Origin of the sequence: Solibacillus sp. FSL R7-0668 (assembly GCF_038006205.1) — a bacterium.
Taxonomy (GTDB): Bacteria; Bacillota; Bacilli; order Bacillales_A; family Planococcaceae; genus Solibacillus.
Map to the genome: position 1 here is coordinate 607711 of NZ_JBBOUU010000001.1, position 22560 is coordinate 630270.

The following is a 22560-nucleotide window of genomic DNA, read 5'->3' on the forward strand; positions in this document are numbered from 1 at the left end:
GAGGTCTATATGAAACTCTCTGAGAAGAAAATCCTAAAGAAGAAAGAACAAATTTTATTATCCGCCATTACGATTGTTAATCGGAGAGGCTATGACGGTGCAACAATGGAAGAGATTGCCGCAGAACTAATGATGACCAAGGGCTCTTTGTATTATTACTTTAATAATAAAAGCGATTTATTGTACCAATGTCATAAGCTTGTGCTTGCTCAGGCAACAGAAGAGCTGGAGGAGGATTTACGGGGGGAGGGAACGGCGGAAGAAATCATGCGAAAAATGATTGGTACACATATCAATTATGCGGTAGATGAAAAGGAAACGTTTAACTTGATCATTGAACCGAAGCAAATGTTTAACCCTGAACAAATCGAACCCGTGCTGAAATTACGAAAGCACTACGCTGGTTTATTTGATCAAGCGATTGAAAAAGGCGTCATATCCGGTGAATTTCATGTAAAAGAGCCGATTATTGTTCGAATGATGATACTCGGTGCGATGAACTGGATTCAACAATGGTATAACCCAGATGGAAGAATGGCGAAGGACGAGCTCAAGCAGCATTTTGCTGACGCCATTATGAAATTACTCAAATAAAGGGGAGATTAATATGTTACTACCGGAATTATTGGGAAATTACGCTAAGAGTCAACCGAACAAAGTGTTTACATCCTATAACGGACGTGAATGGACCTATGAAGCGTTTTACGAAAAGGCCAAACGCGTTGCGGCATATTTTCAAGCGAATGGCTATAAAAAGGGCGATATCGTTGCATTGTATTCGTTAAATACCGACATCTTTTTAGTGTGCTATTTCGGCTTACAATTAGGCGGTTTTTCTGTTATGCCGGTTAATACGAAGCTTGCGGGCCCAGAGGTAGCATACATTTTTAATCATTCAGAAGCGAAGTCCCTTATCTATGATGTCCGTCTTGAAGACATCATTAACGAAACGGAGCATGTTTTCCGTGAAAAGCTAGCAATCGGTGGAGAAGATCAGCTTGGCAAAATTCTTGAAGACGAAACCCTCCACTTTACACCGGTTTCATTAGACGAACAGGATACATCCGTCATTATGTACACATCTGGAACAACCGGCAAGCCTAAAGGGGTGATGCTGACACATCGAAATATTTTAGCGGCCGGTGAAATATGGTCGGAGGTTATGGATATTACGGGAAATGACCGTATGCTTGTATCCACGCCATTATTCCATTGTGCAGCAGCGCATGTATTTGTCGTCCCTGTCACGTATAAAGGGGGCACGATCATTATTGAAGAGGCGTTTACTACAGACGGTACATTAGCACTTTTGCAAAATACACAGCCGACGATGTTTTTTGGTGTGCCAGCGATGTATACGATTTTGTTGAACTTGCCACATATTAAGGAAATTGAGCTACCAACATTGCGCTTGTTTGGCTACGGGGCAGCACCAATGCCTTACGAAATTTTGAAGAAATTAAAAGAAACCTTCCCAACGATTAAAGTACAAAACTTATACGGCCAAACGGAAAATGCACCTGGCGCATCTTCATTAAAAGATCATCATGCACTGAGCAAAATCGGCTCAGTTGGTGAACCACTTCCACAAACAGAAGTACGAGTAGTCGATGAATATGGAAATTCACTACCTACTGGGCAAGTGGGCGAAATCGTTGTCAAAGGTGCTCAAGTGATGAAGGGCTATTTGAAAAATGAAGAAGAAACAGCCCGCGCCATTAAAGACGGTTGGCTCTACTCAGGTGATTTAGGGCGATTTGATGAGGATGGGCTGCTGTATATTGTCGACCGCAAAAAAGACATGCTCATCCGAGGCGGAGAAAATGTCTATCCGGTTGAAGTGGAAGAAGTATTATATCAAATCCCTGAATTACTAGAAGCTGCAGTTGTTGGTGTGCCGCATCCAGTGTATGGAGAAGTGCCAAAAGCATATGTCGTTTTGAAGGAAGGAAAAGCATTGACGGCCGCTCAAATCATGGACTATTGCGCAACACAGCTCGCGAAATATAAGGTACCAATGGAAGTCGAATTCCTAAATGAATTACCGCGAAACGCTTCCGGTAAAGTGCTGAAGCATACATTGGGACCGAAAGAGAATCTGAGCGTATGAGTCAAGTGTAGTAAGGAACGAATAATATTTATAGCGATACGCCGCAATGATTCCCTTTTACAGAAGGAATCCACACAAACTGAACAAGGAATGGATGCATTTTTACGAAAGCAGGTGAGCGAAATTGAAGATAGGTGTGATCGGTTCAGGCATTATGGGAAATGGCATTGCCCAAACATTTGCTATGGCAGGATATCAAGTCATACTGAGTGATCTTAATGAGAAGGCATTAGTAAGCGCACGTGAAGTGATTGCCGTCAATATTGAACGAGTGTTGAAAAAACAGGAGAGTACGCAGGAAGGAGATGAAATTCTTCAACGAATCCAGTTTACTACGGGTAAGGATGTCTTAGCAGATGCGGATTTGATTGTCGAAGCCATTATTGAAAATATGGAAATGAAAAAGGCGATTTTCAAAGAGCTAGACGGAATTTGTGAGCCAAAGACGATTTTTGCCTCGAATACGTCTAGTTACTCGATTACGGAAATCGCAGCTGCCACTTCACGCCCGGATCGTGTATGCGGGATGCATTTCTTCAACCCAGTACCAGTTATGAAGCTTATTGAGGTTATTCGAGGGGCGGCAACTTCGGAAGAGACGGTCGCATTTGTCCAACAGCTAGCAACGCGCATTGGGAAGGAAAGCATTACGGTGGCAGACGCGCCATTATTTGTAGTCAATCGTATTCTTATCCCCATGATTAGTGAGGCGATTTTTGTTTTAGATGAAGGAATCGCCACTGCGGAGGATATCGACAAAGGGATGGTTTTAGGCACAAATCAGCCGATTGGTCCATTAAAGCTTGCGGATATGATTGGCTTAGATACCCTATTGTATGTACAGGAAACGCTGCTACATGAAACGGGTGATTCGAAATATCGCATTCCCCAATCACTGAAAAAGCTAGTCCGTGCAGGGCATTATGGCCGGAAGACAGGACAAGGGTTTTATCGATATACTTGATGGGGGAGCCTGGTGCTGCTGGGGCCGAGGTGAGGATTCGTGCGATATTTCGGAGTTTATGTGCGGTTTTATGAGAAATGCGTGCGATATTTTCAAATTACGTGCGATTTTCGACCATTTGTGTGCGATATTTTGAAAATACGTGCGAATTTCCAGTTACACCCAGTTTGGAGGCGAGGAAATGCGCGGTATTTTAATTTTATTTGCAGGTTAGCGCGGGATATTTGTGATTCCCCAAAATCACTATTACTTTATCGACCATTTGAATCCAATCGTATGTAACTTACATTCAGCCCCCTTTCGTATAAAAATAAAAGTACTTTTTTGGCTGCTTCTCAAACTCTATTTTTATTAGAGAGAGGATCCTATTTTTATGCAAATCAACATCCCATAGATACCCAATGTCAATCACGTTCGAGTGATGTTGGTCCGTTCATTGTGCCCAATATTTTGAGGGGTCGTCAAGTGCTGATGCATCTTGGATTGTTGACAGCACAAATCGATTTAGAAAAGCCCGTACGTGAAGGGCTAAAACCAAATCAGATTAATGATGATACGAGTGATCGTCACCGTCATTGTTTATATGAAGCCGTGTCTTCGTTTTTGGTATGGACATACCAAGTGGAAAAGATACCACTTCGCTTTTTCCACGGTGATAAGACGAGTAAATCGGTGTAAGGCGCCAATGATACCCCTGCACGCCGATGTTCATGACAGCTATTCTTAATAGAGATGGCTCTTAAGTCTCATGCAGTGGTAAAATACCAAAACAAACAAGGATAACGTTATTAAGTTATCCTTGTTTGTTGAAATCTAAGCAATATGCATACCTTCATTTGGTCTGTCACTATCAGAACGGCTATCTTTTTCTGCAGCATAAGTTGATTCACGTGAAGATGTAGATTTTCCAGATGCATAAATATCCGTAGCATTAGGGTTATTAGGAGTCCAAGACCAATTGTTATCTAGCTTTTGCTTATCAGATGTTGGGACTTCTAAATAATTTAGTGCGAAAACTTTCATGTTCTATTCACCTCCTTTACATTGGTAATTAACCATTTAGAAATCTCTTTAGAAATTTCTAATCCAGTTAAGTCTTCAATCCATAACCACTGTCCGAAGCAATTTATTTCGAGAAAATACCACTCATTATTAGGTGTCACAATAAAATCTAACGCGCCATAATTTAAATCAAATATAGAAAGCAATTGATTAACTTTATCCTTTATTTCCTTAGGTGGATTGATCGGAATATGAGGGGTATTTGGTATGTCGTATCTTCTCCAATCTACATTGGCTTTATTTGACTTTTGTGAATCTATTTTGCATACAAAATGTTCGCAGCCCACAACCGTATATCTAACTTCAAAGCTCTTAGGTATGTATTTTTGAAGTACTATTGGATTTTCTCCGACAGTATTAAATTTTTCAATAATATCCATCGAATTAATAATATTAACGTACAACCCTTCGTAAATACCTTTATCGGATTGATAAAAATCTTGTGCCATCATTTTAAAAACTACTGTTTCATGTTTTTCAACAAAAGATAATAATTCATTTTTTTCGTTTGAAATTAATATTGGGGGAAGATTGAAACCAACATGCTCAGCAATCTCCATTTGTAAGTATTTATTTTCCCCTTTATAGGCTTTATCGAGTTTATTGAGCCATTTCTTATTTTTTAAAGTAGAGTAAAAGCCATTTAACGTTTTATTCCACTCGTTTTTCCATATTTGAAAACCTGTAGAATTGTCGTTTAGTTCTTCCAAAGTTAACTCAACAAACCCCCTTCTTGCCCAAACAACATCGATATCATTTGACGTAATTAAGTGCGAATTTTGTTGTATATGCCAAACCCCATTTTTGAAAGAAATCTTTGAATTTTTTAACGCTGAAGTATCTAAGTTGAATCGGAAGTAGTCAATTGATGAATCTACTAAATTTTTAATTACTAGATCTGCATGTATATCATAAGAATCTGTCAAAATAAAAATCATCTAATCACCTTATCCATTTTTAATTAATTATAGATAATAATGGATGTATATTTCATCAACTAATTTAAAATGATTCCTTTGAATTGATTTAATGAAATTGGATGATATTTTTCCTCTTGATATTTTAATTATGTACTTAAATAGAAAGAAAAATGGCGGAAAAGTATTGAGGCTCATAGAAAAGTAACGATAATTTTGTAGTATAAAAATATTTATACTCTGAAATAGGAATATTACTTAAATGAATATGCTATAACTTATATGGCCCGCTCCTATATCACAATACAAATCCGCTAGAAAATCGAACATTTTAAGAAATTTACGTTTATATGTATGTCGGTTGTATTGTGTGGAAATATTTACAAAAAATTAAAAAAGATGTATTGTAATGTTATATAAATTGAATGCCCTAGCAAATTACCTGACTTTTGGGGGGATTGTTTTATGCGATATTAGATTGTTAAATTCAATTTATTTAAAACTTAATGGGGTGAGAAAATGAAGAAAATTTGGCTATGTGTAGTATTTATTCTGAGCGCTGTTATGGTTGTAATTCCACATGCGAAGGCTGAAGAAGTACAAGAGGTTCAAAAATTTACAGATGTAAGTATACATAAAGAGTGGATAATTCCTGTTAAATCGAAAAAAGTAACGCTAAAGGATCTTGCAGTAGCATTAGTGGATAGTGAGGGCGAACAACAGGGAGTAATTGTAGAAAAAATTAAGAATGAGTTTATTATTAAGCCGAAGCAACCGTATAAATATGGCACGGAATATAGCTTACATGTGCAAGAATTAAATGTGAAAAACCCACTTTGGCTTCAAATTGATTTTACAACAGAGTACTTTAAGATAGAAAATCCAACTGCACTTGTACGTATCGGGGATATTAAAGAACAATATGAGCAGTTGAAGCCCGTTTATACAGGTAAAACTTATGTGAAGAAGCCCTCTTTGCAATCGCCGTATGATATGGGTGAATTGCAAAAAGGTGTGCTAACGGATGCATTAAACACAACCAATTTAATGCGTTATATAGCGGGGTTACCGGCAAATATTCAATTAAATGATAACTATAATAAAGAAGCCCAAGCGGCAGCGCTTATTAGTGCTATAAATCCGAGTCTCTCACATTCTCCGAGTCAACCGTCAAATATGGAAAAGGATTTATATGATCTGGCCTATAAAGGTGCATCGAAGAGTAATTTATCAAAAGGACGTAATAGTATCGTCGACAGTATTATTTATGGTTATATGAATGATGGAAGTGCTTCAAATATTGGTCGAGTTGGTCATCGACTTTGGATTCTATCACCAAAATTAAAAGAGGTGGGCTTTGGTTTAGTAACTGGGTCAGAAGAGGACTGGCGTACAAATGGTTCAGCAATGAAAGTAATTCAGGATAATATGTATAAAAATAGCGATTTAGATTATGAGTACATTTCCTGGCCAGCTAAAACAGCTACACCTACAAATTATTTCGAAGCAATTTATCCATGGTCATTTTCATTAAATCCAGAACTGTATGATGTGAAAGTTGCAAAGGAAATTAACATTACAGTAACTCGATTAAAGGACAATAAAAAGTGGCATTTTAATCAAAGTAAAGCAGATGGCTACTTCAATATTAGTACGAGCAACTTTGGTTATTTACCATACACAATTATTTTCCGCCCAGAAAATGTAGGAGCGGAGGATTCTGAATCGAAATATATTGAATACGAGCATGGGGATCATTATAAAGTAGAAATTGCAAATGTTAAGCGGATAAACGGCGAGATTACAACAATAGAATTCGAAACAACATTCTTCAATTTAGAGCAATAAAAAACATTCTTAAGTCAAATCTAATCAAAATAATGATTTGTCTCAAAACGCACTTACTTCCGTGAGTGCGTTTTATGATTTTATCGTGAATAGTTGGAATTGCTTGCTGGGTGTAGGTTAATCTCAAAATGCATAGTAACCATACATTCTATCAAAAAGCAAAACTTAATAGAGGTAAAGTCTTTCTTTTGTCGAATTTAGTAGGTTAAAGGGGAGGGGTTTCAATGACTGTATTTACAAAACCAAATATGAAAATAGTTGAAGATGTAACTAAGTTAGCGAAAGATAGGCGTGTGACTTATGAAAAATATACACCTAGTGGAATAGTTAATCTTGCCTCCAAAGAATTTATTGAATTTAATAAAACAGATGAAGCAAAATTGATTAAAGCTAAAGAGACTAAACTCCGGGCATATTTAGAATCGTTAAATTTTGATGATGTTAAATTTGTGCAAACATTAATGTATATTGGTAGAGATGAATCTGCCGATGAAAAAATTTCGGCAGCGCAGCTATATAACGAAAAATTCGCAACGCTTAGTTGGAGTACTAAAGAAATCGAGATTAATATGATTATAGAAAAATTACCCTTAGATAATTATTTAAAAAGAGGGCAAGAAACTATTGGAATTCTAGGTTAGATACGCAAGCGCCCCTAAATAAAAAATGGGGGTGCTTTTACTTTTGGATTTAAAAAATTTTATTACGTAATTGGACAATAGTACGAACTACTGCCCCAAACCGAAATAAATCATAATCACGCAGAAGTGAATCTCGGATAGTAGAATTGTTTGTAGCTGGTGCAGAGGTTTACAAAGATATTAAATTACTAAATTTCACAAGGAACTAATAATAAATTGGGAAATAGGAGGAATCGAAAGGAAGAATAGTGTATAATTAGACCGTTATTCAAAATTCAATACATAAAGGATTGTGAACAATGCAGTTATCGGAATCGACAAGAAAATACATATTACTAGGAGTTGTATGTTTTGTAATAGTTGGAGTTTTGACGGCTAAAATTCTTGGAGGCCTTCAAGATGAGGAATTTCAGACGAATAATATAATTTACCAGCAAGCCTATGCCAATTATAATGAACAAAATTATCAAGATGCATCTGTTTTAATAACGGAGGTTTTAAAAAGAAAGCCACAATCTGAGGCGGCCAATTATCTCGGAGGATTAATAGCGATGCAAAATCAAGAATTTAAGCAAGGTACGATTTTGCTCCAAAAAACATTAGACCTTAATCCTCATAAGGTGGAGGATCCAATGTTTATGCTTCAATTTGCGGAAAGCCTATACTTTGCAGAGCGTTATACAGATGCAAAAGTAGTATTAGAAAAATGCCGTGAATGGGGTTGGGCACCTGAATCATACCCAGCCTATCAGGAACAGGTGACAGAATTATTAACTCAAATTGAGAATATGCAATAAGGAAGTGAAAGTGAAATGGCTTCATTTTATGAAGAGCTTAACCAAAGAGATGCGGTAAGCGATGAAAGGGAAAATAGCGAATCCCGCAAAAAAATGGATCAATGGATTTTCTACTCGTTACTAGTATTAATTGGCTTCATGCCACTAATCGTAATGGCCAACGTGCAGGAAGTGATTAGTCCACTTATTTCCAATGTAGATGTATTATCCTCTGGTATAAAGGGCGATTTATTTACTCATTATAAAGCGCTTATGCTACTAATCGTAACATTATTTGTGTCGGCATTATTCTTGGGAAAAATTTTCTTCATGGGTGGCACAATTCGAAAAACCTATTTAAACTATGTCCTTGGTGTATTTGTAGTAGCCATTGTAGTATCAACAATCGCCTCTCCAAATACCTCAATCGCTTTAAATGGTCAATACAACCATTCAGACGGTGCAATTAGTTGGCTTTGTTATGTAGCGCTACTATTTATTGCGATGAATATCGAATATCCAAAGAATGTAATTAAGTACATTGTGTACACAATGATGCCATTTGTTTATATTAATTTATACATAATTACTATGAACTTTTATGGTAAGGATTTGTTACAAAACGCTTGGGCACAAAGCTTAGTTTCTATAATGTTGCCAGAGGGCTCGAGCATTTCAGAAGGCTCTGCTTTAGTAGGGACATTGAACCAATGGAACTATATGAGTGGGATGTTTGCGATGATGACGGTGATGTATTTAGCATGGGCGGTGACATCGCAAAAGTGGGTCGACAATATTGTCGGTGCCGTGACGGCAAGTGCTGCGATTATCGTTATGTTTATGTCGGTTTCTACGAGTGGTTTTTTAACGGTGCTTGTAGTGGGGGCTGTAATATTGGTTGCTGCATTATTGACTAAGAAAAAAGGACAGGCTGTAGTCTCACTAGCTATATTCTTCCTAATTGCAGCACCAGTATTCCATGTGTTAGCAGAAAAAGATTATCGTGTATGGACTGAGTCGTTCGGCTTCTTTACAGAGAAAAATCCATATATGGAAGAGGTAACAGCCTTACTCAATACAACGAATGTAGCACATGCGAGCAAAGAAGTGTTAGAGTTGCCAGTGTTACCAGAGCGAGCAACGGCAGCAGGATCAGGACGAACTTATATTTGGGATAAGACATTAGACTTAGTAGGAAATCGCGCTATTTTAGGCTACGGAAATGATACGTTAATTTATAATTTCCCACACTATAGTCTGGATGCACGTTCAGGGATGAAGGATGAAAATACGATTACCGATAAACCCCATAATCAATTTGTCGGAGTTTTATATGGCTTCGGTATTTTTGGTTTAGTAGCTTTAGTTATGCTAGTGGTCGCTACAGGTATAGCAGCTTTCAGAGCAATCATAAAAAAAGCGTGGGCTGAATTGGTTTTAGCGCTTACTATATTGGCCTATTTCTCACAGTCCATGTTCAATGATTCATTGCCAGCTAGCTCTGGGTTCACCTTTGTTTTAATTGGAATATTATTTGCACAACAAGTTATTAAAAGTCAGGAGAATGCTGTAAATGGAAGAAACAATTGAATTACGTGAAATCATTGAAATTGTTTTAAAGGGGAAGTGGCTTATTGCCGTGTGTACAATTATTGCGATGCTATGCGCTGGCATTGTGAGCTGGTTTGTTTTAGATGAAGAATATGAATCTAAAGCGGTTGTACAGGTTTCGGGTGGTGTGCAGGACGCAGGTATTATGTCGAACTATGTTATGACCGAGTTCACACCGAATATTTATATGCAGCGTATGCAAAATGTCGAACAAAACAAGAAATATTTTAAAGAAAACGGTGTTAATGATTTTGTTAAGGAAAATTTAACGATAGCAAATCAGCAGGACACAGATTTAGTGGAATTGAAATATTTAGGTTCATCTCCTGAGGAAGCTCAAAAGCATTTACATTTATTGATGGAAAAAACGAAAACTGAAGTTTCGGTTTCAATAAAAGAAACATTAAATCAGCTAGAGCAAACCTATTTAAAGGAATCGACTAGCATATCAGGTGAAATCGAACAATTAATGACGAGCTATAATGATGTAGTGACAAAAAATAATTTACCAGAGGTACTTATTTTACAAACGATTGCCTCATCTCAATTTGTTCTTAACTTAACGGAAAGTCAAACAAACGCACTAGCTAATGTTACAGGGCCGATTCAAAATGAATTACTACAATTAAAGGCGCAAATTGATACAAAATCGACAGAATATCATTCAGTGTTAGCAAAGTATCAATCTGTAAAAACGGGCATAGATAGCTTTAAAGCTGATCCATTTATTCGAGTAATTATTGACCCAACAATAGCTGAAGAACCTTCTTCCCCAAATAAAGCTTTAAATTTAGCAATTGGTTTAGTTTTAGGTTTAATGATTGGGATTGGGTTAGTATTTTCCCGTGCTTACTGGAAAAATTCCGCGGTAGCAAAATAGAAAGAGGTAATGAGTAATGGGATATAAAATTAGATATATGACATTTTTTTTCGTGGACTCATTCATTGTTCTTTCGGCAATCTTTATGAGCTATTGGCTACTTCACCCAACATTAAATGCCTATTCAGATAAAGTAATTGTACTTAGTGCAATTACTTTATTAGTAAGTCATCATATTGCTGCTTATTTTTACCAGCTATATACACGGATGTGGAGCGTTGCCTCTGTTCGTGAACTGCTGACAATTGCTTATGCAGTGACAATTTCAGTTGTAGCTGCTAGTTTACTCCAACAATTAATTAATAATGATATTTATTTTCGTGTCATGGTAGTAACTTGGATGTTACATATTATTATGATTGGCGGTTCTAGATTTTTATTGCGACTTTTAAATGATAAGGAGTCATTTAAAAGTCCAAATAATTTGAAACGTGTATTAATAGTTGGTGCAGGACAGGGTGGATCAATGCTTGCGAAAAATTTACAAAATGCAAGTGGAAACGATATTCAGGCTGTGGGATTTGTCGATGATGATTTGAATAAGAAAAATTTGAATATTATGGGACTTACCGTATGGGGAAATACAGCAGATATTGAAAGGCTAGTTGAAAAAAAACAAATCGACGAAATTATTATTGCTATCCCTTCTTTAAATAAAGTAGGTATTAAAACGATTTATGATATTTGCGTAAAGACAAATACTAAGGTCAAAATTATGCCGAAAATTGAAGATGTTATGACCGGAAAAGTGGCTGTAAATGAAATGCGAGAAGTAGATATTAATGATTTACTTGGGCGCGAGGAAGTAAAACTAGACATGATTGCAATTTCAGAAAAGTTAACGGACAAAGTAATTTTAGTGACTGGTGCTGGTGGCTCGATTGGTTCTGAAATTTGTCGTCAAGTGATGAAGTTTCAACCGAAAAAGCTGTTGTTGCTTGGACATGGGGAAAATTCGATTTATACAATTCATATGGAATTGACGGAAAAATTTAAGAGTAATATAGAAATTATCCCGATTATTGCAGATGTACAGGATAGAGAACGAATTTTTGAGATAGTGAATGAATATCGCCCAGATGTAATTTATCATGCGGCTGCACATAAGCATGTTCCTTTAATGGAATATAATCCAACAGAAGCTGTGAAAAATAATGTATTTGGTACGAAAAATATTGCTGAAGCAGCCCGTGAATATGATGTCAGTAATTTTGTGATGATTTCTACAGATAAAGCAGTTAATCCGCCAAATGTAATGGGAGCTACGAAGCGTGTAGCAGAAATGATTATTCAAGATTTAGCTATGCATAGTACTACTAAATTTGCAGCAGTTCGTTTTGGTAATGTTCTTGGTTCACGCGGCTCTGTAGTACCTCGATTTAAGGCACAAATTGCAGCAGGTGGTCCAGTAACAGTAACGCATCCAGATATGACAAGATATTTTATGACTATACCTGAGGCGAGTAGATTGGTGTTACAAGCAGGAACTCTAGCTAAGGGTGGAGAAGTATTCGTACTTGATATGGGAGAGCCAGTCAAAATTGTTGAATTAGCAGAAAATCTTATCAAACTCTCAGGATATACTATCGAAGAAATAGGAATAGAGTATTCTGGAATTCGCCCCGGCGAAAAAATGTATGAGGAATTGTTAAATCCAGAGGAAATTCAAAGTGAACATATTTTTCCAAAGATTCACATAGGGAAAGCTAATTCAATAGAGCCAGTGCATTTAGAGAACTTTTTACAAAAAATCAGTGGTTTATCAGGAGAACGATTGAAAAATGAAATGATTGATATGGCAAATAATAAAGTAAGTTTAAGTGGTATAAAGTGATGGATTTTAAAAAAATTATAGAACAACTTATGCACTATCTGCCTGCCCAAATTGCACCTGCGATTATTAATTTGATTATTATCATGATTTTAACTAGGAACTTCACAGTTGAACTCTACGGTGAGTATGTATTAATTACAACTCTTATTACTTTTTCAGTAACCATTTTTACACAATGGCTGATGCAATCTATTTTATTTTATAGACCAAAGTACATTGAGAGTAATCTTAAAAATGAGTTTAACTTACATCTAGATGTAATAATAAATATGTTTTTTATTATAGGGATAGTTGTATTGTTGTTATTGATAGCTTGTAATACATTGTTTGTGAATGTAACTTTATATATTTTTTGTGTACTGATTATTTTAGTACAGTCTATTTTTACGATTGAGCAAGTAATATTACAATCTGACCTACAATCGGGGAAATATGCTAAACGTATTTTCATGTCTAGTTTACTAAGGTTAGTAGGGATTGGACTATTGGCTATGTCAAATATTAACTTAATAAATGTGTTACTAGTTATCTCTATTAGTTATATAGTATTTATACTACCGAAAATGAAAAAATATATGATAAAGAAAAAGTCAACTACTTCAACAAAACAATTTTTGAAAACAATGCTAACATATGGTTTACCTATGTTAGGTTGGTTTTTATCAATATCAATTATAGATGTGGCAGATAGATTGTTAATAGAGTATTTTCATGGTAGTAAAGCAGTAGGTTTATATGCTGGAAATTATTCGATTATTTCAGCAGCGCTTGCATTAGTCTTTGCACCATTAACGATCGTTATACATCCATTATTAATGAAGCTTGGAGTAAATGTAATAGAGCAGAAGAAAAAAATAGAGCAATTGATTAGTAAATTTACAACAATCTTTTTCATCGTAGGACTACCGATTATTGTATTAGTACATAAATTTCGGAAGGAAATCGCCTATTTATTTCTAGGCGAGCAATATGTAGTTGCGAGTGATTTAATTACAATAGTAATGTTAGGAATATTTTTGTGGAATTTAGCTATGGTTGGTCATAAAGGAATGGAAATCATAAATAAAACAAAGGTAATGTTATATTTCGCTATAGCTAGTTGCTTGACAAGCTTATTATTAAATATATTCTTGATTAAATATTATTCATATATGGGTGCAGCATATGGTAATATGATTGCCTTTTCTCTTTATTGTTTATTAGTATATGTTTATTCAATTAGAAATATTAAATGGAAATGGAATTTGAAAGAAATTTTGCTGATTAGCTGCTGTAGCGCGCTGATGTTGCTATTTGTTGGTTTATTTAATATAAACTTAGAAGAAGGTATAGTAAAAAGTATTGCTGGGATAATTTTAATCTCACTAGGTGCATTATTAGTCTATACAACCTCATTGCTAGCGTTAATGAAAATGAAGTTAATTAATATTCGATTTTAAGGAGCTGTTGTTTTATGAAAGGAATTATATTAGCAGGTGGTAGTGGTACACGCCTCTACCCATTAACAAAAGTAGTATCAAAACAATTATTACCAGTATATGATAAACCGATGATTTATTACCCACTATCGGTATTAATGTTAGCAGGAATTAAAGATATTCTTATTATTTCTACACCTGAGGATTTACCAAGGTACGACCAGTTATTAGGTGATGGTTCGAATTTAGGTATTCAATTACAGTACGCAGTGCAGCCTTCCCCTGATGGGCTAGCTCAAGCTTTTATTATTGGTGAAAAATTTATAGGTACAGATTCAGTTGCATTAATTTTAGGGGATAATTTATATTATGGACATGGTCTAACTCAAAGATTAGAAAATGCAGCTAATCGCGAATCTGGAGCGACGGTATTCGGTTATTATGTAAATGATCCAGAACGCTTTGGCGTAGTTGAATTTGATGAAAATGGTGTAGCAAAGTCAATTGAAGAAAAACCCGTACAACCAAAATCAAACTATGCTGTAACAGGTCTATATTTTTATGATAACCGAGTTGTAGATATTGCAAAAAATATCCAACCTTCTGTGCGTGGCGAACTTGAAATCACAGATGTAAATAAGGTGTATCTAGAGCAAAATGAATTACATGTAGAAATTTTAGGGAGAGGATTCTCTTGGTTTGATTCAGGAACGCATGAATCGTTGCTTGAGGCATCACAGTTTATTGAAACAGTAGAAAAGCGTCAAAGCTTAAAAATCGCTTGTTTAGAAGAAATTGCTTATGTAAAAGGTTATATTACAAAAGAACAATTATTAGCATTAGCAGAGCCTTTGAAAAAAAATCAGTATGGGCAATATTTAATTAAATTAGCAAATGGTATGCAGCCGATATATAAATTGTAGGTGAAACGAATGTGGAAAATTTCAATTGCTTTATGTACCTATAATGGTGAAAGGTTTATCGAGGAACAATTAGAGAGTATTTTTAATCAAACTATTTTACCTAATGAGATTATTATATGCGATGACCAGTCTACAGATTCTACTGTTTTATTATTAGAAAAATTAAAAAACAAATCGAATATTCCTATAAAAATTTATATAAATCAAGAAAATTTAGGTTATATAAAAAATTTCGAAAAATGTATTGGTTTATGCGACGGCGATATCATTTATTTGGCTGATCAAGATGATTACTGGATAGAAAATAAAATAGAAACGACTTTAAAAGAATTTAATAAGAATCCTAATTTACAAATATTATTTACGGACGCAACATTAGTTGACGATAATTTACAGCCTCTTCCTGGAATGTTATGGGGCAATTTGAGTTTTGATCCATTGAGATTCCCTACAGATAGGCAAGGAAGAATTGGATATCTTTGTAAAAGAAGTATAGCTACAGGGGCTACTATGGCTATAAAAAAAGAATTGTATTTTGAAAGTATTCCCTTTTCAAAAGACTTTGTTCACGATGAATGGTTGCTATGGAATGCTATTATTAAAAATAAGGAATTTAAACCATTAAACAAACCTTTAATAGCGTATAGACAACATGCTAGTAATCAAATTGGTGTGAAAAAATTGCAATTAACTAACCTATTGAAATCTAGTAGAGATTTAGAAAAACATATAACTAAAAATTCTTTTTTAATACAATATGTCCGTAAAAATTATTGTTCAGAAAAGGAAGTATCTTATCTTATTGAAAGATTAGAGTTTTTAGAATCTAGAAATGCTTTGTTTAATAATCGAGTTTTTCGTTTAGGACAATTGATTATGAAGTTTTTATTTGATAAAAAATATAATTTAAAAAATTATTCTACTTTTTTTAATGGTAAAAAAACGATTTTTTCAGATTTATTTAGAAAATAATTTTTGACTTTTGGAGGTACTATGAAAAAAATTAAAACAACATTACAAGATACTTACATTATTGAACCAACTGTTTTTGGTGATCGTCGTGGCTTTTTCATGGAATCGTACAATAAAGAAACGTTTAAAAAGTTAGGTATTGATATTGAGTTTGTACAGGACAACCATTCTTTATCAGAAACAAAAGGTACTTTACGTGGGTTACATTATCAACTTGAACCAAAAGCACAAACAAAGCTTGTTCGTTGTACGAGAGGCGCAATATTAGATGTAATTGTGGATATTAGAAAAGGCTCACCTACATTTGGAAAATGGGAGGCCTTTGAGTTAACAGCAGAAAATAAAAAACAATTATTAGTACCAAAGGGCTTTTTACATGGCTTCTATACATTAGAAGAAAACAGTGAAGTGCAATATAAAGTTGACGAATATTACTCGGCAGAATGTGATAGAAGTGTAAAATGGGATGATTCTACACTGAATATAGACTGGCAAATTTCAGCTATCCCTGTTTTATCTAAAAAGGATGAAGATGCAGTTTCTTTTGCTAAAATGGAAAATAATTTTGATTATGGTGAAGCAAAATGAAAATCTTTGTAACAGGTATTAGTGGTCAATTGGGATATGATGTGATGAAAGCTGGGTTAGCTAATGGTTTTGAAATGTTCGGAGCATCGTCTAAAGAATTGGATATTACGAAAGAAACAGATGTAGAAAACTATGTTACAAAATTAAAACCAGATGCAATCATCCATTGTGCTGCTTATACAGCTGTAGATTTAGCGGAAGATGAAACAGAACAATGCTATGCTGTAAATGTTAATGGAGCAAAGTATTTAGCGCAAGTAGCTAAAAAGGTAAATGCAAAGTTTGCTTATATTAGTACAGATTATGTATTTGATGGACAAGGTAAAGCTGCTTTTTCTGAAGTAGATTCGACAAATCCGATTGGTTATTATGGGACAACAAAACTACTCGGTGAACAAATTGTACAAGAAACACTTGAAAACTACTTTATCGTTCGAATTTCTTGGGTTTTCGGGAAGAATGGCAATAATTTTGTGAAAACGATGCTGAAACTTTCGGAAAGTAGAAAAGAGCTAAATGTCGTAGGCGATCAAATTGGCTCACCTACCTATACTGTCGATTTAGCAAAACTATTAATTGAAATGGTACAAACAAATAAATACGGGATATACCATGCGTCTAATGAAGGTTTTTGTAGCTGGGCAGAATTTGCAACCGAGATATTTAAGCAAGCAAGAAAAGATGTAACTGTGAATGCAATCACTACATCTGAATATCCTACAAAAGCAAAAAGACCTGAAAATTCAAGGATGAGAAAAGATAAGCTAGCATCTGAATTTCATTTATTGCCTCCTTGGCAAGATGCATTAAATCGATATTTAAAGGAGATTAATTTAAATGGCTAAAACAATTTTAGTAACTGGTGGCGCGGGCTTCATCGGTAGTAACTTCGTTCATTATATGCTTGATAAATATAAAAATTATAAAATTATTAATTTAGATTTACTTACATATGCAGGGAATCTAGATAATCTAACTGACGTTAATGCAAATTCTAATTATACATTTGTACAAGGTGATATAGGAAATTATGAGCTTGTGGATTATTTGGTGAAGTCAAATAAAGTTGATGTCATTGTAAACTTCGCTGCTGAGTCTCACGTAGACCGTAGTATTACAGATCCAGGTGTCTTTGTAAAAACGAATGTACTAGGCACACAAAATTTATTGGATGTTGCCAAAGCAAATAACATTGAAAAATATGTACAAGTATCGACTGATGAGGTATATGGTAGTTTAGGTGAAACAGGTTATTTTACAGAGACAACGCCTTTGGCACCGAATAGTCCATATTCAGCAAGTAAAGCTGGAGCCGATATGTTAGTGCTTGCTTATGCTGAAACGTTTGGTATGAATGTAAATATTACACGTTGTTCAAACAACTATGGACCATATCACTTCCCAGAAAAGCTTATTCCATTAATGGTGACGAATGCACTTGAAGGTAAAGAGTTACCGATTTACGGAGATGGGAAAAACGTACGTGACTGGTTACATGTAAAAGATCACTGTGCTGCAATTGATTTAGTTATTCATAAAGGTAAATCAGGCGAAGTTTATAATGTAGGTGGTCATAATGAAAGAACTAATAATGATATAGTGCATTTAATTGTAGATTATTTAAAAGTGTCGAAGGATTTAATTAAATATGTAGATGATCGTCTAGGACACGATCGCCGTTATGCAATTGACCCAAAGAAATTAGAAACTGAACTTGGTTGGAAGCCAAAGTATACATTTGATACGGGTATTATTGAGACTATAGAGTGGTATATAAATAAAAAAGAATGGTGGAAGAATATACAGTCTGGAACTTATAGAAACTAAAACTACACTATTTTTATAGAAATAATTTGTTTTTAGTAATAAACCACTTTGGGAATAGGCATGCATAATAAAAAATCTATGTTTAAATGTTATACTATATTCTAAATTATAAATACAGCCTATATGGATGATAATCAATAGAAAACTTTAAGTTTTACAGTTGAATCAATTTCAGAAATCATTTTTGAAAATTTAGACTGTGCCACTATCAAAAACTTCGTTTCTAAAAATTATACCGCTTTATAATAATTAGGTGTTCATTCGATCAACACTCAATTCGCAGGCATAATAAATAAGCGTCACAAGATTAAAGTACAGTTTTGCTTTTTTACCTATTCGATAGCGGATGTTGTATAATTGGAAATACGGTTTTAATTAGGTACTGCCGCGTTTTACTGCGGTACGTTCTTTATATTTTTTCCATAATTCTAAGTAATGTGTTGAATATATGTATTTCCAAATATCTGATTTTTACCACCTTTTTACAAAATGAATCCTTTCATAATGGACACGTGTCACATTCCATTGGACGTGAGAATTTGAGTGTTTGGTATTTTTCATCGAATCCGATATATTTGCCCCAAGGCTTGTTTATAGATTGGTTCGTAATCATAACCTGTATCAAATAGTGCTACTGTAAATTGTTTTGGTAGGACTGTAGAGATCTTTTTTATTAACGGAATCGCCACTTTACTGTCAGATAGATTACTTGAGGACATGGGACAATCTACAATATACTGGTTTTTCGTTGATACAACTAGCTGTATCAACGAAAAGCCGTACTAAAACGTATTTTTACCAACACTATTTTTCTTGATGCCTCAATTTTGCTCAATCGATTTGTCTTGCCAAAGTGTTTCAGCTGAAATCGACAACTGCGCTTCAAAATTCTTTTCATAGGTTGTTAAATTTACTTCGGCTTCTATTTGTTCTGCGAGCTAAGCTGCTTGTCCTTCTTTTGTTTTACGTCCACGATTTTTCGATGGCTGGGCATCTTATTTCCCAAAAGGTTACGTTGCGTCACGCAATTCGAAGTGATTGACATAGATGGGCAAGGTGCGCACCACAAAGAAAACCGTCTAAAAATGAAGTTTTAATCAGTTCATCCTGTATTATATCAAGTACATTAGACTGACTCATTACACGGATTATACGAAAATAGGTCGCCTTAGAAGGAACCGAATCTGAGATAAGAAACCCACAATCCAGATGGAATAAAGGAACGTTGACTAAATGCTTAATAAAATCTTTTATTGTTGGGATTCGTTCGACTATACGAATAATTAATGATTGAATCATCGCACCTTAGTTACATTCACACGAAGTACCTTATAGCGTCTTTTTTGAAAAGAGTTGAAAGATTGATTATACATCGAACGTGGAGAAAATTGCATCAAATTGGTACGAACCTTCCATTTCAAATAAATGTTGGATGTCAAAAAGGCAAATTTGTTTTACAATAGTCACGAGGCATCACTTTATTCGATTAAGTTTGTTTAGTCGCTGCCATTATACCGAATTTGGGGAGGTTCTCGTTTTTAATTGATTGAAACCCTTGATATCGAAGGGACGAGAATTATAAAATTAACTCAATTATTAAACAAATATATAAGTTGAACATATGAATCTAACATTTTCTATAATAAGAGAAATCCGTAATTTAGCTATCTTCAGTGATTTGAGACGAATAAGGTGTTAAAATATTAAATTCAACCTATATAGGTTTAAAAAATAATTTTTTTATGAAAAGGACTATGTTTGATTTTAGTATCTGTTAGGGAGGCCGAAGTTAAATAAGTTTTTTTATTTAATTCATTACCAAAACTAAACAGATTAATAATACTTTATGAAAGCGATTGTAAAGATTGTTATGGAGAATAATAATGCCACCACAGAATAACTAGGCTAGAGGTAAAGTATGTGTTTATAGGAGAAATGCATACTTTTATTGTTTTGCTAGCACTATCATATAGCTGTTTGGTAGGCAATTATTTTTTAAAACAGTATAAAAAAAGATAATTAACGGAAAAAGGTGGATTAGTGTTAAATATTCAGTTAAAAAAAGATGAATTTATTAAAGGTACATGGTTTATATTTATATTTTTATTGATAATTGATATGGGTGGAGGAATAGGACTAAAAAATTTAGCATTTGCTATCTTAATTTTAAGTATAATTTTCTTATTCCTTTGTTTTAAAATTAAAATAAATTTATCTACCTATCTTATAGAATTTTATATTTTTTTTATATGTCCTTTGTTATTAATTGGTTATTCTACATTGTTTTTAAAAATCCCTTTAAGTAATCAAATCCCTCAAGTTACAGCATTTATTACATTTTTTTCATTATTACTAGCAACAAATTTAAAAAATAAAGATATGTTATTGAAATCAATAGAAAAAATAGCAATAGTAAGTGCTTGTGGAATAATATTTACTTTTTTGGGTATATATACATTACATATAATAGGGATGGATAGTGTAATTTATTCAATTAATTCAATTACTAATACTTTTAATATGGGGTATATCGGAATTAACCCTTTAGGAAATCAAATAGGACTATTTTTGCCGAATGTCTATTATGTTTGGAGTTTATTACTGATTCCATTTACATTAATTTTAATAAAAAGAAGTAAATTCAATTTTATAATTTCTATAATAGCATGTATTATGACATTATCTACTGGAGTAGTTTTGTTTGTAATGATAGGTATATTGTTAATAACCTTACTAAATATGATTTTTTCTTTGAAAATAAAATTAAAATTAAGATATGTTATTTATTCTATAGTTATAGGTATTTTAACTTTTTCAATGTTAAATATGGGTATTGCAGATTTACTTTTTTCAAAGTTAAACATTTATTCGAATTCAAGCTCTACTAAAATAGGACATATACAATCAGCATTAAAAGAAATTTTTGCTACACCCTTTACTTTTTTATTCGGTATGGGATTAGGCAGTTCCTTTTATAGCATTGGGGCTCAAGCAGAAGTGGTAAATATAGAAGTAAGTCATTTTAACTTAATCCGACAATTCGGTATATTATATTTTTGCATATTTTTGTTGTATATCTTAAATTTAATATATGAGGCAAGTAAAATTGATTTTGAAGGAAAGAAAATTGCAGTTGGATTGTTGATGCTATTTATTGCAGCAGGTACAAATCCATTACTTATTTCCCCTGTGTTTTTCATTTGGTTAGTAATTACGAAAAGTTATATAATATTATCAAAAAAAGGTGAGAGATTATGAAAAAAGTGCAAGTTTTATTATCAACATATAATGGTGAGCTATACTTGCAAGAACAACTAGATAGTTTGATGAATCAGATAGATATAGATTTAAATATTTTAGTCCGTGATGATGGATCGAGAGATAATACGATTAGAATTTTAGAGAATTATGCACAAAAATATAATAATATTAAGGTAATAAGAGGTGAGAATATAGGGGTCGTTGCAAGTTTTTTTGAATTATTGAGGGATGCAGATACAGATGCAGATTACTTTGCTTTTTGTGATCAAGATGACTTTTGGAGAGAAGAAAAATTAATAGCTGCAGTAAAAAAATTAGAAGAACATAAAGACCAATATATGCCACTTCTTTATTGTTCAAAAACAAGAGTTGTCGATGAAAAACTCAACTTTTTATCATTTTCTAAAGAACCTAAAAGATCATTAAAGCTGGAAAATGCTTTAGTTGAAAATATGGCAACGGGATGTACTGTTGTCATTAATAAAAAATGTAGACAAGAAATCATTTGTAAAGAAATAAATTACAAAAATATTATTATGCATGATTGGTGGATATATATGATAGCTTTATTACAAGGGAAAGTTGTATACGATGCTAACTCTTATATTGATTATAGACAGCATAGCTCTAATGTTGTTGGAATAGGGAATGGTATATATCATCAATATTTAAGAAAATTAAAGCATTTTATGAATGGAAAAAACAAAGGATTATTAAAAAAACAGGCTCAAGAGTTATATGAACTATATCAAAAAGAACTAACTGGTGAACAATTAGAAATAATAAGCTCCTTTTGTAATGAGCGAAAAAGTATACTATCTAAAATTAATTTCATCTTAAAGAATAGATTTTATCGTCAAAGTAAAATCGATAGCTTTTTTTTCTATATTTTAGTATTTATAGGCAGAGTTTAACTATTATGTGTTTA

Annotated in this window: 20 protein-coding genes; 18 read left to right on the plus strand and 2 right to left on the minus strand. The window is 33.8% G+C overall.

What is annotated here, in order from left to right:
• The first annotated feature begins 9 nt into the window (after positions 1-9).
• The 4 genes from MKX47_RS02890 to MKX47_RS02905 all read left to right on the plus strand — a co-directional run bounded on the left by MKX47_RS02890 (position 10) and on the right by MKX47_RS02905 (position 3752).
• Positions 10-594, plus strand: coding sequence for a TetR/AcrR family transcriptional regulator (locus MKX47_RS02890; protein ID WP_340770911.1), 585 nt, complete (start codon positions 10-12; stop codon positions 592-594).
• A gap of 13 nt (positions 595-607) precedes the next feature.
• Positions 608-2110 (plus strand): class I adenylate-forming enzyme family protein, encoded by a 1503-nt coding sequence (locus MKX47_RS02895; RefSeq protein ID WP_340770913.1) that lies wholly within the window; start codon positions 608-610, stop codon positions 2108-2110.
• A gap of 124 nt (positions 2111-2234) precedes the next feature.
• Positions 2235-3074 carry a 3-hydroxyacyl-CoA dehydrogenase NAD-binding domain-containing protein gene (locus MKX47_RS02900; RefSeq protein ID WP_340770915.1) on the plus strand — a complete coding sequence of 280 codons (840 nt, stop codon included), beginning with the start codon at positions 2235-2237 and terminating at the stop codon, positions 3072-3074.
• A gap of 465 nt (positions 3075-3539) precedes the next feature.
• On the plus strand, positions 3540-3752 hold the full coding sequence (locus MKX47_RS02905) for a hypothetical protein (RefSeq protein ID WP_340770917.1): 213 nt from the start codon (positions 3540-3542) through the stop codon (positions 3750-3752).
• Between the two features lie 135 nt (positions 3753-3887).
• On the opposite strand, the gene MKX47_RS02910 is transcribed toward MKX47_RS02905, so the two are convergent.
• A complete protein-coding gene (locus MKX47_RS02910; RefSeq protein ID WP_340770920.1) occupies positions 3888-4097 on the minus strand; it encodes a hypothetical protein in 210 nt (69 codons plus the stop codon).
• The gene (locus MKX47_RS02915; RefSeq protein ID WP_340770922.1) at positions 4094-5074 is read right to left on the minus strand and encodes an MvdC/MvdD family ATP grasp protein; all 981 of its coding nucleotides are present in this window, start codon (positions 5072-5074) and stop codon (positions 4094-4096) included. Before MKX47_RS02915 ends, MKX47_RS02910 begins: the two co-directional genes overlap by 4 nt.
• 498 nt (positions 5075-5572) lie before the next feature.
• Here MKX47_RS02915 and MKX47_RS02920 point away from each other — a divergent pair, with 498 nt between their 5' ends.
• From MKX47_RS02920 to MKX47_RS02985, 14 genes are all read left to right on the plus strand, one after another.
• Positions 5573-6901, plus strand: coding sequence for a CAP domain-containing protein (locus MKX47_RS02920; protein ID WP_340770924.1), 1329 nt, complete (start codon positions 5573-5575; stop codon positions 6899-6901).
• Between the two features lie 224 nt (positions 6902-7125).
• Positions 7126-7542: a hypothetical protein gene (locus tag MKX47_RS02925; RefSeq protein ID WP_340770927.1), complete on the plus strand. Its 417-nt coding sequence runs from the start codon at positions 7126-7128 to the stop codon at positions 7540-7542.
• 368 nt (positions 7543-7910) lie between these two features.
• Entirely contained in the window at positions 7911-8339 is a 429-nt protein-coding gene (locus MKX47_RS02930; protein WP_340770929.1) for a tetratricopeptide repeat protein, read from the plus strand.
• A 15-nt stretch (positions 8340-8354) separates the two neighbouring features.
• The gene (locus MKX47_RS02935; protein ID WP_340770930.1) at positions 8355-9908 is read left to right on the plus strand and encodes an O-antigen ligase family protein; all 1554 of its coding nucleotides are present in this window, start codon (positions 8355-8357) and stop codon (positions 9906-9908) included.
• A complete protein-coding gene (locus MKX47_RS02940; RefSeq protein WP_340770933.1) occupies positions 9892-10809 on the plus strand; it encodes a Wzz/FepE/Etk N-terminal domain-containing protein in 918 nt (305 codons plus the stop codon). Before MKX47_RS02935 ends, MKX47_RS02940 begins: the two co-directional genes overlap by 17 nt.
• Before the next feature lie 16 nt (positions 10810-10825).
• Entirely contained in the window at positions 10826-12643 is a 1818-nt protein-coding gene (locus MKX47_RS02945) for a polysaccharide biosynthesis protein (protein ID WP_340770935.1), read from the plus strand.
• Positions 12643-14082 (plus strand): oligosaccharide flippase family protein, encoded by a 1440-nt coding sequence (locus MKX47_RS02950; RefSeq protein ID WP_340770937.1) that lies wholly within the window; start codon positions 12643-12645, stop codon positions 14080-14082. Before MKX47_RS02945 ends, MKX47_RS02950 begins: the two co-directional genes overlap by 1 nt.
• A gap of 14 nt (positions 14083-14096) precedes the next feature.
• The gene (gene rfbA / locus MKX47_RS02955; protein ID WP_340770939.1) at positions 14097-14984 is read left to right on the plus strand and encodes a glucose-1-phosphate thymidylyltransferase RfbA; all 888 of its coding nucleotides are present in this window, start codon (positions 14097-14099) and stop codon (positions 14982-14984) included.
• Positions 14985-14993: 9 nt separating this feature from the next.
• A complete protein-coding gene (locus MKX47_RS02960; RefSeq protein WP_340770942.1) occupies positions 14994-15956 on the plus strand; it encodes a glycosyltransferase family 2 protein in 963 nt (320 codons plus the stop codon).
• Between the two features lie 21 nt (positions 15957-15977).
• Positions 15978-16544 (plus strand): dTDP-4-dehydrorhamnose 3,5-epimerase, encoded by a 567-nt coding sequence (gene rfbC / locus MKX47_RS02965; protein ID WP_340770944.1) that lies wholly within the window; start codon positions 15978-15980, stop codon positions 16542-16544.
• On the plus strand, positions 16541-17389 hold the full coding sequence (gene rfbD, locus MKX47_RS02970) for a dTDP-4-dehydrorhamnose reductase (protein ID WP_340770946.1): 849 nt from the start codon (positions 16541-16543) through the stop codon (positions 17387-17389). The genes rfbC and rfbD overlap by 4 nt, the downstream gene beginning before the upstream one ends.
• Positions 17382-18371 carry a dTDP-glucose 4,6-dehydratase gene (gene rfbB / locus MKX47_RS02975; RefSeq protein WP_340770948.1) on the plus strand — a complete coding sequence of 330 codons (990 nt, stop codon included), beginning with the start codon at positions 17382-17384 and terminating at the stop codon, positions 18369-18371. The genes rfbD and rfbB overlap by 8 nt, the downstream gene beginning before the upstream one ends.
• A gap of 2040 nt (positions 18372-20411) precedes the next feature.
• The gene (locus MKX47_RS02980; RefSeq protein ID WP_340770950.1) at positions 20412-21629 is read left to right on the plus strand and encodes a hypothetical protein; all 1218 of its coding nucleotides are present in this window, start codon (positions 20412-20414) and stop codon (positions 21627-21629) included.
• Positions 21626-22546 carry a glycosyltransferase family 2 protein gene (locus tag MKX47_RS02985; protein ID WP_340770952.1) on the plus strand — a complete coding sequence of 307 codons (921 nt, stop codon included), beginning with the start codon at positions 21626-21628 and terminating at the stop codon, positions 22544-22546. The genes MKX47_RS02980 and MKX47_RS02985 overlap by 4 nt, the downstream gene beginning before the upstream one ends.
• The last annotated feature ends 14 nt before the right edge of the window (positions 22547-22560 follow it).

Bases quoted from the DNA above. Each gene is read 5' to 3' on its own strand.
- MKX47_RS02890 (WP_340770911.1), top strand. From the start codon at position 10: ATGAAACTCTCTGAGAAGAAAATCCTAAAGAAGAAAGAACAAATTTTA.
- MKX47_RS02895 (WP_340770913.1), top strand. From the start codon at position 608: ATGTTACTACCGGAATTATTGGGAAATTACGCTAAGAGTCAACCGAAC.
- MKX47_RS02910 (WP_340770920.1), bottom strand. From the start codon at position 4,097: ATGAAAGTTTTCGCACTAAATTATTTAGAAGTCCCAACATCTGATAAG.
- MKX47_RS02915 (WP_340770922.1), bottom strand. From the start codon at position 5,074: ATGATTTTTATTTTGACAGATTCTTATGATATACATGCAGATCTAGTA.
- MKX47_RS02920 (WP_340770924.1), top strand. From the start codon at position 5,573: ATGAAGAAAATTTGGCTATGTGTAGTATTTATTCTGAGCGCTGTTATG.
- MKX47_RS02925 (WP_340770927.1), top strand. From the start codon at position 7,126: ATGACTGTATTTACAAAACCAAATATGAAAATAGTTGAAGATGTAACT.
- MKX47_RS02935 (WP_340770930.1), top strand. From the start codon at position 8,355: ATGGCTTCATTTTATGAAGAGCTTAACCAAAGAGATGCGGTAAGCGAT.
- MKX47_RS02940 (WP_340770933.1), top strand. From the start codon at position 9,892: ATGGAAGAAACAATTGAATTACGTGAAATCATTGAAATTGTTTTAAAG.
- MKX47_RS02945 (WP_340770935.1), top strand. From the start codon at position 10,826: ATGGGATATAAAATTAGATATATGACATTTTTTTTCGTGGACTCATTC.
- MKX47_RS02950 (WP_340770937.1), top strand. From the start codon at position 12,643: ATGGATTTTAAAAAAATTATAGAACAACTTATGCACTATCTGCCTGCC.
- rfbA (WP_340770939.1), top strand. From the start codon at position 14,097: ATGAAAGGAATTATATTAGCAGGTGGTAGTGGTACACGCCTCTACCCA.
- MKX47_RS02960 (WP_340770942.1), top strand. From the start codon at position 14,994: ATGTGGAAAATTTCAATTGCTTTATGTACCTATAATGGTGAAAGGTTT.
- rfbC (WP_340770944.1), top strand. From the start codon at position 15,978: ATGAAAAAAATTAAAACAACATTACAAGATACTTACATTATTGAACCA.
- rfbD (WP_340770946.1), top strand. From the start codon at position 16,541: ATGAAAATCTTTGTAACAGGTATTAGTGGTCAATTGGGATATGATGTG.
- rfbB (WP_340770948.1), top strand. From the start codon at position 17,382: ATGGCTAAAACAATTTTAGTAACTGGTGGCGCGGGCTTCATCGGTAGT.
- MKX47_RS02985 (WP_340770952.1), top strand. From the start codon at position 21,626: ATGAAAAAAGTGCAAGTTTTATTATCAACATATAATGGTGAGCTATAC.